12 protein-coding genes and 1 riboswitch are annotated in these 13,645 nt (G+C 65.2%); of the genes, 6 read left to right on the top strand and 6 right to left on the bottom strand.

The genetic code is table 11. From position 1 onward, the window contains the following. Positions 1–75 precede the first annotated feature (75 nt). Entirely contained in the window at positions 76–564 is a 489-nt protein-coding gene (locus SJI00_RS15845) for a DUF1249 domain-containing protein (RefSeq protein WP_416221055.1), read from the bottom strand. Continuing rightward, positions 519–1,136 (bottom strand): NUDIX domain-containing protein, encoded by a 618-nt coding sequence (locus tag SJI00_RS15840; RefSeq protein WP_322462658.1) that lies wholly within the window; start codon positions 1,134–1,136, stop codon positions 519–521. Before SJI00_RS15840 ends, SJI00_RS15845 begins: the two co-directional genes overlap by 46 nt. Before the next feature lie 184 nt (positions 1,137–1,320). On the opposite strand from SJI00_RS15840, the gene SJI00_RS15835 reads away from it, so the two are divergent. Then, entirely contained in the window at positions 1,321–2,067 is a 747-nt protein-coding gene (locus SJI00_RS15835; RefSeq protein WP_322462657.1) for an RsiV family protein, read from the top strand. Here the strand turns inward: SJI00_RS15835 and cytX are convergent. Both cytX and thiC read right to left on the bottom strand, forming a co-directional pair. Next, positions 2,036–3,316: a putative hydroxymethylpyrimidine transporter CytX gene (gene cytX, locus SJI00_RS15830; RefSeq protein ID WP_322462656.1), complete on the bottom strand. Its 1,281-nt coding sequence runs from the start codon at positions 3,314–3,316 to the stop codon at positions 2,036–2,038. The genes SJI00_RS15835 and cytX overlap by 32 nt on opposite strands. Positions 3,317–3,520: 204 nt before the next feature. Continuing rightward, on the bottom strand, positions 3,521–5,407 hold the full coding sequence (gene thiC, locus SJI00_RS15825; RefSeq protein ID WP_322462655.1) for a phosphomethylpyrimidine synthase ThiC: 1,887 nt from the start codon (positions 5,405–5,407) through the stop codon (positions 3,521–3,523). Between the two features lie 150 nt (positions 5,408–5,557). Beyond that, a riboswitch (TPP riboswitch) is annotated at positions 5,558–5,664 on the bottom strand. A 147-nt stretch (positions 5,665–5,811) separates the two neighbouring features. Between thiC and SJI00_RS15820 the strand changes: the two genes are divergently transcribed. Then, positions 5,812–7,245: a TolC family outer membrane protein gene (locus SJI00_RS15820; protein ID WP_322462654.1), complete on the top strand. Its 1,434-nt coding sequence runs from the start codon at positions 5,812–5,814 to the stop codon at positions 7,243–7,245. A 550-nt stretch (positions 7,246–7,795) separates the two neighbouring features. Here the strand turns inward: SJI00_RS15820 and waaA are convergent. Beyond that, entirely contained in the window at positions 7,796–9,067 is a 1,272-nt protein-coding gene (gene waaA / locus SJI00_RS15815; protein ID WP_322462653.1) for a lipid IV(A) 3-deoxy-D-manno-octulosonic acid transferase, read from the bottom strand. Between the two features lie 11 nt (positions 9,068–9,078). Then, on the bottom strand, positions 9,079–9,969 hold the full coding sequence (locus SJI00_RS15810; protein WP_322462652.1) for a LysR family transcriptional regulator: 891 nt from the start codon (positions 9,967–9,969) through the stop codon (positions 9,079–9,081). Positions 9,970–10,055: 86 nt separating this feature from the next. Here SJI00_RS15810 and SJI00_RS15805 point away from each other — a divergent pair, with 86 nt between their 5' ends. The 4 genes from SJI00_RS15805 to SJI00_RS15790 all read left to right on the top strand — a co-directional run bounded on the left by SJI00_RS15805 (position 10,056) and on the right by SJI00_RS15790 (position 13,605). Then, positions 10,056–10,388, top strand: a complete 333-nt coding sequence (locus SJI00_RS15805) for a DMT family transporter (RefSeq protein ID WP_312934273.1) — start codon at positions 10,056–10,058, stop codon at positions 10,386–10,388. A gap of 135 nt (positions 10,389–10,523) precedes the next feature. Beyond that, the gene (locus SJI00_RS15800) at positions 10,524–11,699 is read left to right on the top strand and encodes an FAD-dependent oxidoreductase (protein ID WP_322462651.1); all 1,176 of its coding nucleotides are present in this window, start codon (positions 10,524–10,526) and stop codon (positions 11,697–11,699) included. After that, positions 11,696–12,508 carry an aldo/keto reductase gene (locus SJI00_RS15795; RefSeq protein ID WP_322462650.1) on the top strand — a complete coding sequence of 271 codons (813 nt, stop codon included), beginning with the start codon at positions 11,696–11,698 and terminating at the stop codon, positions 12,506–12,508. Before SJI00_RS15800 ends, SJI00_RS15795 begins: the two co-directional genes overlap by 4 nt. A gap of 134 nt (positions 12,509–12,642) precedes the next feature. Next, positions 12,643–13,605: a metal ABC transporter ATPase gene (locus SJI00_RS15790; RefSeq protein WP_322462649.1), complete on the top strand. Its 963-nt coding sequence runs from the start codon at positions 12,643–12,645 to the stop codon at positions 13,603–13,605. Positions 13,606–13,645 lie beyond the last annotated feature (40 nt).

The following is a 13,645-nucleotide window of genomic DNA, read 5'->3' as shown; positions in this document are numbered from 1 at the left end:
CCTTGAACGGATGTGGCGCAATTATGGCTACCGTGACCGCGCATGCAACGGGTAGAAGCCGACCGGCTTCACATTTCAGCGAACAACGGCCAGTTCATGCCCGCAGGCCAGGCAGTGATTGAGCCATTCGCCCAGGAACAGGTTGAGCTGGGCTTTCTCGTCAGGCTGGTGCATGGCGTCGTTGGGATACGGATAAATGCTGCGCAGGCGCCGCGCATGCTCGGCGCTGACCACTTCGGCCATGCGTGCGTCGTGGTACACCTGCACCTCCATCTGCGGCACCGGCAACCACGGCAGGCTGTGCTCCTGGCGCACGCGCAAGGTCGTGGTGTACGGGCAGGCCAGTACCACTTCCAGCGCCAGCACACCGAGCAGTTGCTCGCCTTGGGTCATGCCGATGCGCCGTTCGCTCTGCGTACTGCGCATCTCCGGCAGCAGCCGCATGAGCCGCGCGTAATTGGCCTCGCAGGCGGCCTGAAGGCCGGCGAGGTCTACGCGGTAGCGCTCACGCGACGGGCTCACGACCACATCCCCCTGACTTCCGCCCGATTCAGCGCCAGCCATTGCAGGGCGATGATGCTGGCGGCGTTGTTGATGCGCCCATCGCGTACCGCTTGCAGGGCATCCTCGAAGGGCCAGACGTGGACGCGGATGTCTTCGCCTTCTTCTTCGAGCCCGTGCACACCGCCCGCCGCTTCGCTGCTGCAGCGGCCGAGGAACAGGTGCACGAATTCATCGCTGCCACCGGGCGATGGGAAGTAGCGGGTCATGGGCCATAGCGCGGAGAAGGTCAGATTGGCCTCTTCCTCGGCTTCGCGATGGGCGACCTCCTCGGGCTGCTCGTCCTTGTCGATCAGGCCGGCAACCAGCTCGATCAGCCAGGGGTTGGCCGCCTTGTCCAGGGCGCCGACGCGAAACTGCTCGATCAGCACCACTTCGTCGCGCTGCGGGTCGTAGGGCAACACGCACACGGCGTCGTGGCGCACGAACAGTTCACGGCTGATCTCGCGGCTCATGCCGCCGTCGAACAGCTCATGGCGCAGGCGCACTTTGTCGAGCCGGTAAAAGCCTTTGTAGCACTGCTCACGCTCGGTGATCTCGACGTTCTTGGGCTCGGAAAACAACGGGTTCGACATGAAAATTCCTCGTTACATCTACGGCGTAATCGCGCCATCCTACTCCGCGTATCGCTGTGTTTCATCCACTTCTCGCGCTGTTTGAGTGGCTGGAACAGTGCACCGACACTCTGTTAGCTTAGTGGCGAACTGACTGCCTCGCCGACGGTCGAAGACCGATCAATTCGTCTTGCAAGGAACCTCGATGACGCTTGCCAAACTGACTTCCGTGGCCGTGCTGGCCTTGGCGCTCGGCGCCTGCCAGAGCGTGTTTGCGCCCAACTACCGCGCGCCGCTTGAGGTCAAGCGGGAAGCCTGGGAGCACGTCAAGCCCGGTTGCAGCGAGCGCGATTGCCCACTGGTGAACATCGACACGGTGTCGTTCCCCGCGCTGCCCAAACTCGATGGCATCGTCGAAAGCCGCCTGCTGCAACTCACCGAAGACAACCAACGCAGCGCCACCGCGCCCACGCTCAAGGCCTACGAACAGCAGTACCTGGCCAGCGCGCAACAGCGCAACAGCAGCTACTTGCAGGCCAAGGTACGCGAGCAGCATGACGGACTGGTGATCGTCGAGCTGTCGAGCTACCTCGACAGCGGCGGCGCCCACGGCATGCCGGGCCGTGCGTTCATCAACTACTCGCGCCCGCAAGACAAGGTGCTGACCCTGCAGGACATGTTGCTGCCAGGCCAGGAAGACACCTTCTGGAAAACCGTCGCCGAATCGCACCGCGCCTGGCTGATGAGCGTCGAGATGGACAAGGACCCGGAGTTCATCAAGACCTGGCCCTTCCGTAAATCGCCGCACATCGCCCTGACCTACGGCGCGCTGATCGTGAAGTACGAGGTCTATGCCATCGCCCCCTACTCCATGGGCCACGTCGAGCTGAAAATCCCCTACCCGCGCCTGAACGGCATCCTCAAGCCCGAGCTGTTCCCCGGCCGCGGCTAAGCCCCAGCAGCGCATACAGCCCACCTGCCAGCAGCAAGGCTGGCAGGGTGGCGCCGAACGCCGGCGCCAGCTGGGCGATAGCGTGATAGATCGCCACCCCTGCCGCCCAGGCCACCAGCGCGCTCCAGCGCAAGCGGTCGATCTGCATCGTCTGGCGCCTGCGCAGCATGAAGTGATCGACCAGCACCACGCCAAACAACGGCGCGAACACCGAGCCGATCAGCAGCAGGAAGTTCTGGTACTGGGCCAGGGGCGCGAGCAGCGCGATCAGCGTGCACAGCAGGCCGATGGCCAGTGCCAGGTGTTCGACCTTGACCCGCACCAGCGTGCCGCTGGACACCGCCGCCGAATGGATATCGGCAAAGGCGTTCTCCGACTCGTCCAGCAGAATCAGCAGCAACGGCAGGCCCAGCCCGGCGCCGGCCAACGCCATGAGCAGCGCATTGACCTCACCGCTTGGCACGAATGCCAGGGTATAGGCCACGCCCAGGCTCATCAGCCAGGCATTGCCCAGGAAAAAACCCAGCGCCGTCCCGCCGAACACCCGGCTGGCGCGCTGACCGAAGCGTGAGTAGTCGGCAATCAGCGGCAACCACGACAGCGGCATGGCGATGACGATGTCAAAACCCAGGGCCAGCGACAGCGAGCCGTCACCCGGCCGGGCCCACAGCGCCGCCAGGTCGGCCTTGGCCAGCAGGTTCCAGGTCAGCCACAGGCAGGCGCCGAGCAGCAGCCAGATGCCCCAGCGGCGCAGCACTGCGCGCACGAAGGTCAGCGGACCGCTGACGGCGAGCAGCGTGGCCAGGGCGCCGAAGCACAGGGTCCAGAGCATGGGGCTGGTCCAACTGCTGTCCGCGCCGAACGTGCGTGCCGCCAGAAGGCTTGCGGCATCGCGCATGACGATGATCTCGAAGGCGCCCCAGCCCACCAGCTGCAGCAGGTTGAGCAGCGCCGGCACGCGTGCGCCACCGCGCCCGAGGGTCAAGCGCAAGGTGGCCATGGCCGAGAGGCCGGTGTCACAGCCGATCACCGCAACCGCGGCGAGCAACAGCACGCCCACGGCGCTGCCGAGCACGATCGCCAGCAGTGCCCCGGCCAGGCCAAGGCCCGGCGCCAGCAGCGCGCCGACCTGCAATACCATCAGACCGACGCCCAGGGAGAACCACAGCGAAAACAGGTCCCGGCCGCCGAGCACGCGCTGGCTGGGGGAAACGGGGTGATCGGGGGAAAACGCGCTGATCTGAGTCATGGATGCGCTCGCGCAGGAGTGAAGTGAAGGAAGAGACCGGCCTTGACCGATGGAGGCGGCATGGGCCGGATTGGGCCGGCTATGCCGGTCTGGTGCAGCCCCTGCAACCTGACAGCGACCGCAGTGAGCTGGCGCCTCGAGCGCACAAGCCCGGCGATCACGCGCGAAGCGGAGGTTGGCCCCCCGCACGCGCAAAGCCTTGGATCAGACCTTCTGGTACAGCTGGCTGCCCTCCTGGCGGAAGCGTTCGGCCTGCTCGCGCATGCCCTCCTCCATCGACACATCCACCGCCTCGATGCGCAGGTTGGCCGCGTATTCGCGCACTTCCTGGGTGATCTTCATCGAGCAGAATTTCGGCCCGCACATCGAGCAGAAGTGCGCCACCTTGGCCGACTCCTTGGGCAGCGTCTCGTCGTGGTAGGCCCGCGCGGTGTCCGGGTCCAGGCCGAGGTTGAACTGGTCTTCCCAGCGAAACTCGAAGCGCGCCTTGGACAGCGCGTTGTCACGGATCTGCGCGCCCGGGTGGCCCTTGGCAAGGTCGGCGGCATGGGCTGCGATCTTGTAGGTGATGATGCCGGTCTTGACGTCGTCCTTGTTCGGCAGGCCCAGGTGTTCCTTGGGCGTGACATAGCAGAGCATGGCGCAACCGAACCAGCCGATCATCGCCGCACCGATACCGGAGGTGATGTGGTCATAGCCCGGCGCGATGTCGGTGGTCAACGGGCCGAGGGTATAGAACGGCGCCTCGTCGCAGCATTCGAGCTGCTTGTCCATGTTCTCCTTGATCAGTTGCATCGGCACGTGGCCCGGGCCTTCGATCATGCATTGCACATCGTGTTTCCAGGCGATCTTGGTCAGCTCGCCGAGGGTTTCCAGCTCGCCGAACTGCGCGGCGTCGTTGGCATCGGCAATCGAACCCGGCCGCAAGCCATCGCCCAGCGAGAAGCTGACGTCATAGGCCTTCATGATTTCGCAGATGTCGTCGAAATGGGTGTAGAGGAAGTTCTCCTTGTGATGCGCCAGGCACCACTTGGCCATGATCGAGCCGCCGCGGCTGACGATACCGGTGACCCGCTTGGCGGTCAGCGGTACGTAACGCAGCAGCACGCCGGCATGGATGGTGAAGTAGTCCACGCCCTGTTCGGCCTGCTCGATCAGCGTGTCGCGGAACAGCTCCCAGGTCAGGTCCTCGGCCACGCCACCGACCTTTTCCAGCGCCTGGTAGATCGGCACCGTGCCAATCGGCACCGGCGAGTTGCGGATGATCCACTCGCGAGTCTCGTGGATGTGCTTGCCGGTGGACAGGTCCATGACCGTGTCCGAGCCCCAGCGGATACCCCAGGTCAGCTTGGCCACTTCCTCTTCGATGGACGAGCCCAGTGCGCTGTTGCCGATGTTGCCGTTGATCTTCACCAGGAAGTTGCGGCCGATGATCATCGGCTCAAGCTCGGTGTGGTTGATGTTGGCAGGAATGATGGCGCGGCCGCGGGCCACTTCCTCACGGACGAACTCGGCGGTGATTTCCTTGGGAATGCTGGCGCCGAAGCTGTGGCCGGGGTGCTGCTGCGTGAGCAGGCCGGCGGCGCGCGCCTCTTGCAGCTTCATGTTCTCGCGGATGGCGATGTATTCCATCTCGGCGGTGATGATGCCCTGGCGGGCGTAGTGCATCTGCGACACGTTGGCGCCGGCCTTGGCGCGGCGTGGGTTGCGCACATGATTGAAGCGCAGGCGGGTCAGTTCCGGGTCGCTCAGGCGCTGCTGGCCAAAATTCGAGCTGAGCCCGGCCAGGCGTTCGGTATCGCCGCGCGCGTCGATCCAGGCCGAGCGCACATCGCCCAAACCCTTGCGCACGTCGATGACCACGTCGGGATCGGTATAGGGGCCGGAAGTGTCGTAGACCAGCACCGGTGCGTTGGCCTCGCCGCCAAAGTCGGTGGGGGTATCAAGCAGGCTGATCTCACGCATCGGCACGCGGATGTCCGGACGCGAGCCTTCTACGTAGACCTTGCGCGAACGGGGAAACGGCTGCACGGACTGCTGATCGACCTGGGCCGATTCGCTGAGGTGAATGGACTGTTGTTGTTTGCTCATCACGGGCTCTCCAGACGGTTTCCTACAGGCGGAATGTCGGGGAAGAACCTGAAAAAAGCGGACGCACTCATGGACGAGTACGGTGTCGGATGGGGGGCGCAATGAGTCTGAGCTGCGACGATCCCGGATTCGACACAAGATCTCGCCGGGAAAGCGAGCAATCTTGTTCCCTACGCAGGCGCTAACCTGATCAGGTTCAACGGGATCCGGAACTATCCGATCTCAGCCTTCGATTCAAGGCACCCCGACAAGAACGCCTGCAGTCTAGACTCAAGCGCCTGCCAAAGCCAAGCGGCCCAGCACATCGATGACGAAAGGTGCAGAGGCGATTGTTGCCGAGCCCGCGCAGCACTACACTGGCCATATTTCAATACTCAACAGTTCAGAAATTCAAGGATCGCCTCATGCTGCGCAAACTCTCGCTGGCGCTTGCCGTGTCGTGTGCCTCCCACGCTGCAGTCGGGGCTGTGGACGTACCGACCACGGTGAAGACCGACCTGATCAGCGTCTACCAGCAAGCGGTGGGCAACAACGCCGACCTCGCCGCCGCCCGTGCCGACTACGGTGCACGCCGTGAGATCGTGCCGCAGGCCCGCGCCGGGCTGCTGCCGAATCTGTCTGCTGGTGGTGAGACCATGCACACGCGCACCCAGCTGGACGAGCCCTCTGCCACCACCAACCGCAGCGGCACCGCGTGGACCGCCACGCTGTCGCAACCGATCTTTCGTGCCGACCGCTGGTTCCAGTTGCAGGCGGCTGAAGCGGTGAGCGAACAGGCCGCGCTGGAGCTGTCGGCCAATGAGCAGAACCTGATTCTGCAAAGCGCCGAGAGCTACTTCGCCGTTCTGCGCGCGCAAGACGGCCTGGCGGCGACCAAGGCCGAAGAAGCCGCGTTCAAGCGCCAGCTTGATCAGGCCAATGGCCGCTTCGAAGTCGGCTTGTCCGACAAGACCGACGTGCTTCAGGCCCAGGCCAGCCACGACACCGCCCGCGCCAACCGCATCATCGCCCAGCGCCAGGTCGAAGACGCCTTCCAGGCCCTGGTGACCCTGACCAACCGTGAGTACGGCTCGCTGCAGGGCGTGGTGCACACCTTGCCGGTGCAGGTGCCGGTGCCCAACGATGCCAAGGCCTGGGTGGAAACCGCCGGGCGCCAGAACCTCAACCTGCTGGCGACCAACTACGCGGTCGATGCTGCCGAGCAGACCGTGCGCCAGCGCAAGGCCGGTCACGCGCCGACCGTTGATGCGGTGGCACGCTACCAACGAGGCGACAACGACAACCTCGGCTTCAGCAACCCGTCGCCTCTGCGAAACGTGCGCTATGGCGGTGATGTGGAACAGACCACCCTCGGCGTGCAACTGAACATCCCGCTCTACAGCGGCGGGTTGACCAGTTCGCAGGTGCGCGAGGCCTACCAGCGCCTGAGCCAGAGCGAACAGCAACGCGAGAGCCTGCGCCGCCAGGTGGTGGAAAACACCCGCAACCTGCACCGCGCGGTCAACACCGACGTGGAGCAGGTACAGGCGCGCAAGCAGTCGATCATTTCCAGCCAGAGCGCGGTGCAAGCCACCGAGATCGGTTTTGAGGTGGGCACCCGCAACATCGTCGATGTGCTCGACGCCCAGCGCCAGCTGTACAACTCGGTACGCGACTACAACAACAGCCGCTACGACTACATCCTCGACAACCTGCGCCTCAAGCAGGCCGCCGGCACCTTGAGCCCGCAAGACCTGCAAGACCTCGGGCGCTTCCTCAAGACCGACTACAACCCCGACAGAGACTTCCTGCCGCCTGACCTGGCGACCGAGGCGGCGAAGAATTTCGAGCGTAGGTAGCCAAACGCAAGAGCGTCCTCGTTGGGCGATGACAGCGCTTGCGCGAGGCGTCGATCCACGCTTCGGTTAGCCACGATGGGCTGCAAGGCAGCACCGATGGCTGCAAGGCAGCACCGATGGCTGCGGTGGCGCTGCATCGAACGGTAGGGGTTGCTTGAGCTGGGACGGCTTCGCCGTCCATCGCGGCTGAAGCCTTTCCTGCCTGACCGTGTGAGTTTTTGAACACTTCGCGCTCCTGTAGAGCGAGCTCGCTCGCGAAAAAGGCCCAGCCACCGCGCTGTGTCGGGCTTTCGCGTCATCGTTGACGTCCATCGCGAGCAAGCTCGCTCCTACAGAGGCTCGAGCGGCAGCAACCCTTAGGAGCGACTTTGGTCGCGATGGCCGGCCCAGTACAGGCAACTTCGATTCAACTGATCACACCCACCCAACCAGCCCCTGTGAGCGGAGTTGAACGACAGGCACTTGGCTCCTGCAGCCCCCTGTGAAATCAGAAGGCTGTGTGCGGTTCTATGAGGATGGCCGCTCCAACCGGTCGCTTTGGCGCTATGCCTCAGCGCAGCAACCCGGCCAAGCCGTCGAGCAACCGCTGCAACGCGCCCTGGTTGGCCTGCATCACCGCCCTGCCCGCTTCACCCATGCGTTGTGCATCTGCGGGTGATTCCAGCAGGCGACACACCGCCGCAGCCAACGCCTCAGCATCGTCCACCTGCTGCATCGCACCGGCATCACGCAGCATCGCGCTGATATCGAGAAAATTGAACACATGCGGGCCCATCAGCACTGGCAACGACAGCGCGGCAGGCTCCAGCGGGTTGTGCCCGCCGCGGGGGATCAGGCTGCCGCCGACGAAGGCGATGTCGGCCAAGGCGTAAAGAAACAGCAGCTCGCCCATGGTGTCGCCGACCAGTACCTGGGTCTGCGGCTGCACCGGCTCGCCGGTAGAGCGGCGCACGCAGGTGAACCGCTCACTGCACTGCGCCGAGACCGCCGCGAACCGTTCGGGGTGGCGTGGCACCAGAATCAGCAGCGCGTCGGCGTTGGTCTGGAGCACATGCTGATGCGCTTGCACAATCAACGCATCCTCGCCGTCATGGGTACTGGCCGCGATCCACACCGGGCGCTGCGCGGCAGCCCACTGCTCGCGCAAGGCCCTGGCGCGGGGCACCAGGTGGTCATCGAGCTTGAGGTCGAACTTGATCGAACCGGTCACCTGCACGCACTCAGGCCTGGCGCCCAGGTCGCGAAACCGCTGCGCTTCGGTGGCGGTCTGCACCGCGATCAGGTCCATTTCAGCGAGCATTGGCCGGGTCAGCCTGGCAAAACGCGCGTAGCCGCGCGCCGAACGCGCCGACAACCGCGCGTTGGCCAGAGCCACTGGAATGCCGCGCCGGGCGCATTGGTGGATGAGGTTGGGCCACAGTTCGGTCTCCATGATCACGCCCAGGCGCGGGCGTACATGATCAAGAAAGCGGCCCATGGCCCAGGGCAGATCGTAAGGCAGGTAACAGTGCTGGACGCGCGGCTCGTCAGCGAACATCGCCTGGATGCGTTCCGAGCCGGTGGGGGTCATGCAGGTGAGCGTGATCGGCAGCTCCGGGTAGGCCTTGAGCAGCGCGCGGACCATCGGCGCTGCCGCGATGCTCTCGCCCACCGACACCGCATGCACCCACAACCCGCCTTGGGCCATGGCCGGCAGGCGCCAGGCGAACCGCTCGCCGATGCGTTGGGCATAGGCCGGCGCTTTGCGCGCACGCAGGTACAGGCGCAGCGCAAGCAGCGGCAGGCCCAGGTGAAACAGCAGGGTGTAGAGGGTTCTGTTCATGGCGGGAAATATTACCCGATTGCACGCAGGTGCACTGCAAAGCGCTCGGCCAGCCACTGCGCGGCCGGCCCCAGAGGCGCATCGCGTCGCCAGGCCAGCTCCACCACCAGCGCCGGCGGGCGCCATTCGCTGTGCAGTTCGACCATCTGTGCTTGATACATCGGGTATTGCACCACATGGCGCGGCAGCCAGGCCCAGCCCAGCCCGCGCATCAACAGTTCGGCCATGGCGTAGAAACTGTCGGCGCGCCAGACGTGTGGGCTGATGGCCTCACCGCCGGGGTAGCCGCTTTGCTGCGGGGTGATCAACAGTTGCCGATGCCGCGCCAGTTGCTGGCGGGTCACGCGCGGCTCGAGGGCCAATGGATGATCGACGGCGCACACCGTCACCATCTCCACGCTGCCCAGTGCACGCCGCTCAAGCGCCGGCGGAATGCGCTCATGGTGGAAAAACAGCCCAAGGTCGGCGCGGCGCTCGGCCAGCTTGCGCGCCACATCGCCCTGGGCACCACTGGCCAGTTGCACTTCGAGGTAAGGGTAGCGGCTGGCCAGTTCGTCGAGGCTGTCGATGACCGGCTGATAGGGCATGGCTTCGTCCTGGGCTACACGCAGCAAGGCTTCCTGGCCACGCATCAGGGCCAGGGCGCGCCCTTCCAAGCGTTCGCATTGGCGCAGCAGCTCACGGGCATCTTCTACCAGCGCCGTGCCGTTGTCGGTGAGTTTCGGCTGGCGCCCGCTGCTGCGCTCGAACAGGGTGACGCCCAGGTCTGCTTCCAGCAGCGCGATGGCCGTACTGACGGCAGACTGTGCCCGCCCCTGCTCGCGCGCCACTGCAGAAAACGAGCGCAACTCCACGACGCGCAGAAAAGTGCGCATCTGCTCAAGGCTCCAGTACTCGGCCATCAACCTATCTCCCCCTCGGATAGGTAATGACTTTACCGCATTCGCGCAGCCCCTAGAATGTGCGGCACCTACCGGAGACCTTCGCCATGAATGCCTACACCTGCCTCGCCATCGCCATCTGCGCCGAAGTGATCGCCACCGCGTCCATGAAAGCCGTCAAGGGCTTGAGCACGCCGCTGCCGTTGCTGTTGATGGTGGTCGGCTATGGCATTGCCTTCTGGATGCTGACGCTGGTGGTGCGCACGGTGCCGGTGGGCATTGCTTACGCCGTGTGGTCGGGGCTGGGCATCGTACTGATCAGTGTGGCGGCACTGGTAATCTACGGGCAGAAGCTCGACCTGCCGGCCATGCTTGGCATGGCGATGATCGTGGCCGGCGTGGTGGTGATTCAGGTGTTCTCGAAAACCACCGGGCACTGAGCAGATCGGGTGCTGGGGCTGCTGCGCAGCCCATCGCGACCACGCATGTGGCTCCGATGATGCAAGTTGCGGAAACCGTTGCACGCCCAGACAGCCCTGTATACTGCGCGCCTGTCTTAACTGTGAGGGCTTTGCATGCCAACCGCTATTTCCACCGACATTCTCATCGTCGGCGCCGGGGTCGCAGGCCTGTGGCTGAACGCCCGGCTGCGGCGGCTGGGCTATTCGACCGTGTTGGTGGAACGCGCCACATTGGGCGGCGAGCAGACCATCAAGTCTCAGGGAATCATCCACGGCGGCACCAAGTACGCCCTGCACGGCAAGCTGACCGGCGCCTCGGAAGCCATCTCCGACATGCCGCGACGCTGGCGCGAAGCGCTGGCCGGCCAGGGCGAACTGGACCTGAGCGACACCCGCCTGCTGTCTGAAGCGCATTACCTGTGGTCGCCCGGGACTCTGGCCGGCAACCTCACCAGTTTCTTCGCCAGCAAGGCGGTGCGCGGGCGGGTCGATCAGGTCAAGGGCGAGCAACTGCCCCCCGCCCTGCAGGACCGTGCCTTCAAGGGCAAGGTGTACCGCCTGGCCGAGCTGGTGGTAGACGTGCCGAGCTTGCTGCACAACCTGGCGCAGCTGGCCGGCGACAGCTTGCTGGCCGGTGAGCAGGTCACACCATTACGTGAAAACGGCGAACTGATCGGGCTGCAAGTCGATGGTCGGGCGATCAAGGCGCAGCGCATCGTCCTCAGTGCCGGCGCTGGCAGCGAACAGCTGCTACAGGCGCTGGGTTTGCAACAGCCGGCCATGCAGCGCCGGCCGCTGCACATGGTCATGGTCAAGGGGCCGAACCTCAAGCCGCTGTACGCGCACTGCCTGGGCGGCGGGCCGAAGCCGCGCATGACCGTGACCACTCACCCCGGGGCTGACGGCCAGTGGGTGTGGTACCTGGGCGGCGATCTGGCCGAAGCCGACGGCGTGGCCCGCGAACCCGCTGCACAGATCTCGGCAGCGCAGAAGGAAGTGGCCAGTCTGCTGCCTTGGGTCGACCAGTCGTCGCTGCGCTGGGCCACCTTGCGCGTCGACCGCGCAGAGCCCTCGCAATCGGGCCTGGTACGCCCCGACAACGCCTTTCTCGCCGAAGACCAGCGCCTGCTGGTGGGCTGGCCGACCAAGCTGGCACTGGCGCCCGACTTCAGTGATCGCGTACTGGCCAGTTTCACGCGCGATGGCGTGCGCCCGGCCGCGCACCCCGACCTCAGCGACCTGCCGCGCCCGGCCCCGGGCATCCCCGCGTGGGAGCAACTGCTGCCATGAGCCTGCCCACCCTGCATGATTACCACCGGCCGCTGGGCAGCACAGGGCTGCGCGTCTCGCCGCTCGGGCTGGGCACGGTCAAGCTGGGCCGCGACCAAGGGGTGAAATACCCTACCGGCTTCACCATCCCGAACGATGGCGAGGCCCGCCTGTTATTGGCGCAAGCGCGCGACCTGGGCATCAACCTGATCGACACCGCGCCGGCCTACGGCCGTAGCGAGGAGCGCCTCGGCCCGCTGCTGCGCGGTCAGCGCGATGACTGGATCATCGTCAGTAAAGTGGGTGAGGAGTTCGACGCCGGTCAGTCGCACTTCGACTTCAGCGCCGCGCACACCCGTCGCTCTGTCGAGCGCAGCCTGCAACGCCTGCAGACCGATCGCATCGAGCTGGTGCTGGTGCATTCCGACGGTAATGACGTGGCGATTCTTGAGCAGCACGAGGTGTACGCGACCCTTGCCGCGCTCAAGCAGGAAGGCAAGATTCTCGGCTTCGGCCTGTCGGGCAAGACCGCGGCCGGTGGGCTGAAGGCCCTGGAACAAGGCGATTGCGCGATGGTCACCTACAACCTCACCGAGCAAGGCGAGCGCCCGGTGCTGGACTACGCTGCCGAACACGGCAAGGCGATCCTGGTGAAGAAGGCCCTGGCCAGCGGCCATGTGTGCCTGTCGCCAGGGGTCGATCCGGTGCGCGCCAGCTTCGAACTGCTGTTTGCCCATCCGGGCGTCAGCAGCGCCATCGTCGGCACCATCAACCCTTTGCATCTGGCGCACAATGCGGCCACCGTGGCCCGGATCCTGGGCCGACGTTGATGGCCCCGCGCGGGCACCTGGGCGCTGGCTGAAACGTCTTGAGCGAAGACCAGGCCAGGCGCCCCGACTGCCTTCAACGCCGCACGAACGAGTCTCAACGTTTTTCAAACAGGGCCCAGGCTAAGGAGATGCACGTGGCGAGAACGCTGATCCGCAAGAACCCCAGCAACTTCAAGACCCTGCCCGTGCACGTCGACGCCAGCCCCGAGGGGCTGAGCTACAAGGGTGTGGGGATGCCGCTGAACTTCAGCCAGACCCTGCAACGGCGCAAGGCCATCGAGGTGGCCGACTCCGAGCGCTTTTCTCTGGAACTGGCCAACCTCGGCGTCTCGGTACGCCTGACCCTGCACTGGCAGAACCGCGACTATTGGGTACTGGTGCGCCAACGCCGCCAGGACCGCGGCGACGTGGTGCTCAAGCTGATCTCAGGCTACGTGCCGGCCCACGAACTGAACCTGCCGCTGCACACGGCCATTCAGGAAGTGGCCGAAGAGTGCCTGCTGGAAACGCCGGAGGGCTGGCTGGGTGGTCGTTTCAACGACACCTGGCTGCCCGCCCCCTATGCCGCGGCCCTGCATTACCGCGAGTCGGCGCCCTTTGTGCTGAGCCCGGCCTCCGGCGCCGCGCTGCCGGTGCAGTGTGGCAACCTCACCCTGCTGGAACGCCCACGTGCCTACGTGCACCTGCCTACGGCCTCGCTACAGCTGATCTACGATCTGCGCCTGCAGGTACCGCGCGAGGCCAAGTCGCTGAGCCTGTTCCATGTGGATGAACGATTGGAGGGTGATCAACTGGTCGCCCGGCTCAACCGCAAGCGCCCTGACCTGTACCTCATGCCCGTAGTAGACGGCCAGCCGCTGGCTGAGCTGTACACCCTGCACCGCAGCGAACTGGTGCCTGCCGCAACCCGCGGCATCTATCTGGCGGAAAGCTTCGCCGCACAGGACGGTTGGGTGGTGAAGGCGGAGCGGATTCGCTGGAAGGACTGGATGCGGCAGCAGGGCTTGAGCAAACCCGAACCGCACTCGCCGCTGCAACGTTTCAAGCTGACGGCGAAAGCGTTGATGCGCCGGGCGCGAACCACGATGCGCGGTTGAAGCACAGGGCCCGGGGCCGCGGGGGGGGGGGGGGGGGGGG

It is taken from the genome of Pseudomonas gebzensis (assembly GCF_034427815.1).
Classification (GTDB): domain Bacteria; phylum Pseudomonadota; class Gammaproteobacteria; order Pseudomonadales; family Pseudomonadaceae; genus Aquipseudomonas.
Note: the sequence above shows the minus strand (reverse complement) of the source record. Positions and strands in the feature narration are given on the sequence as shown.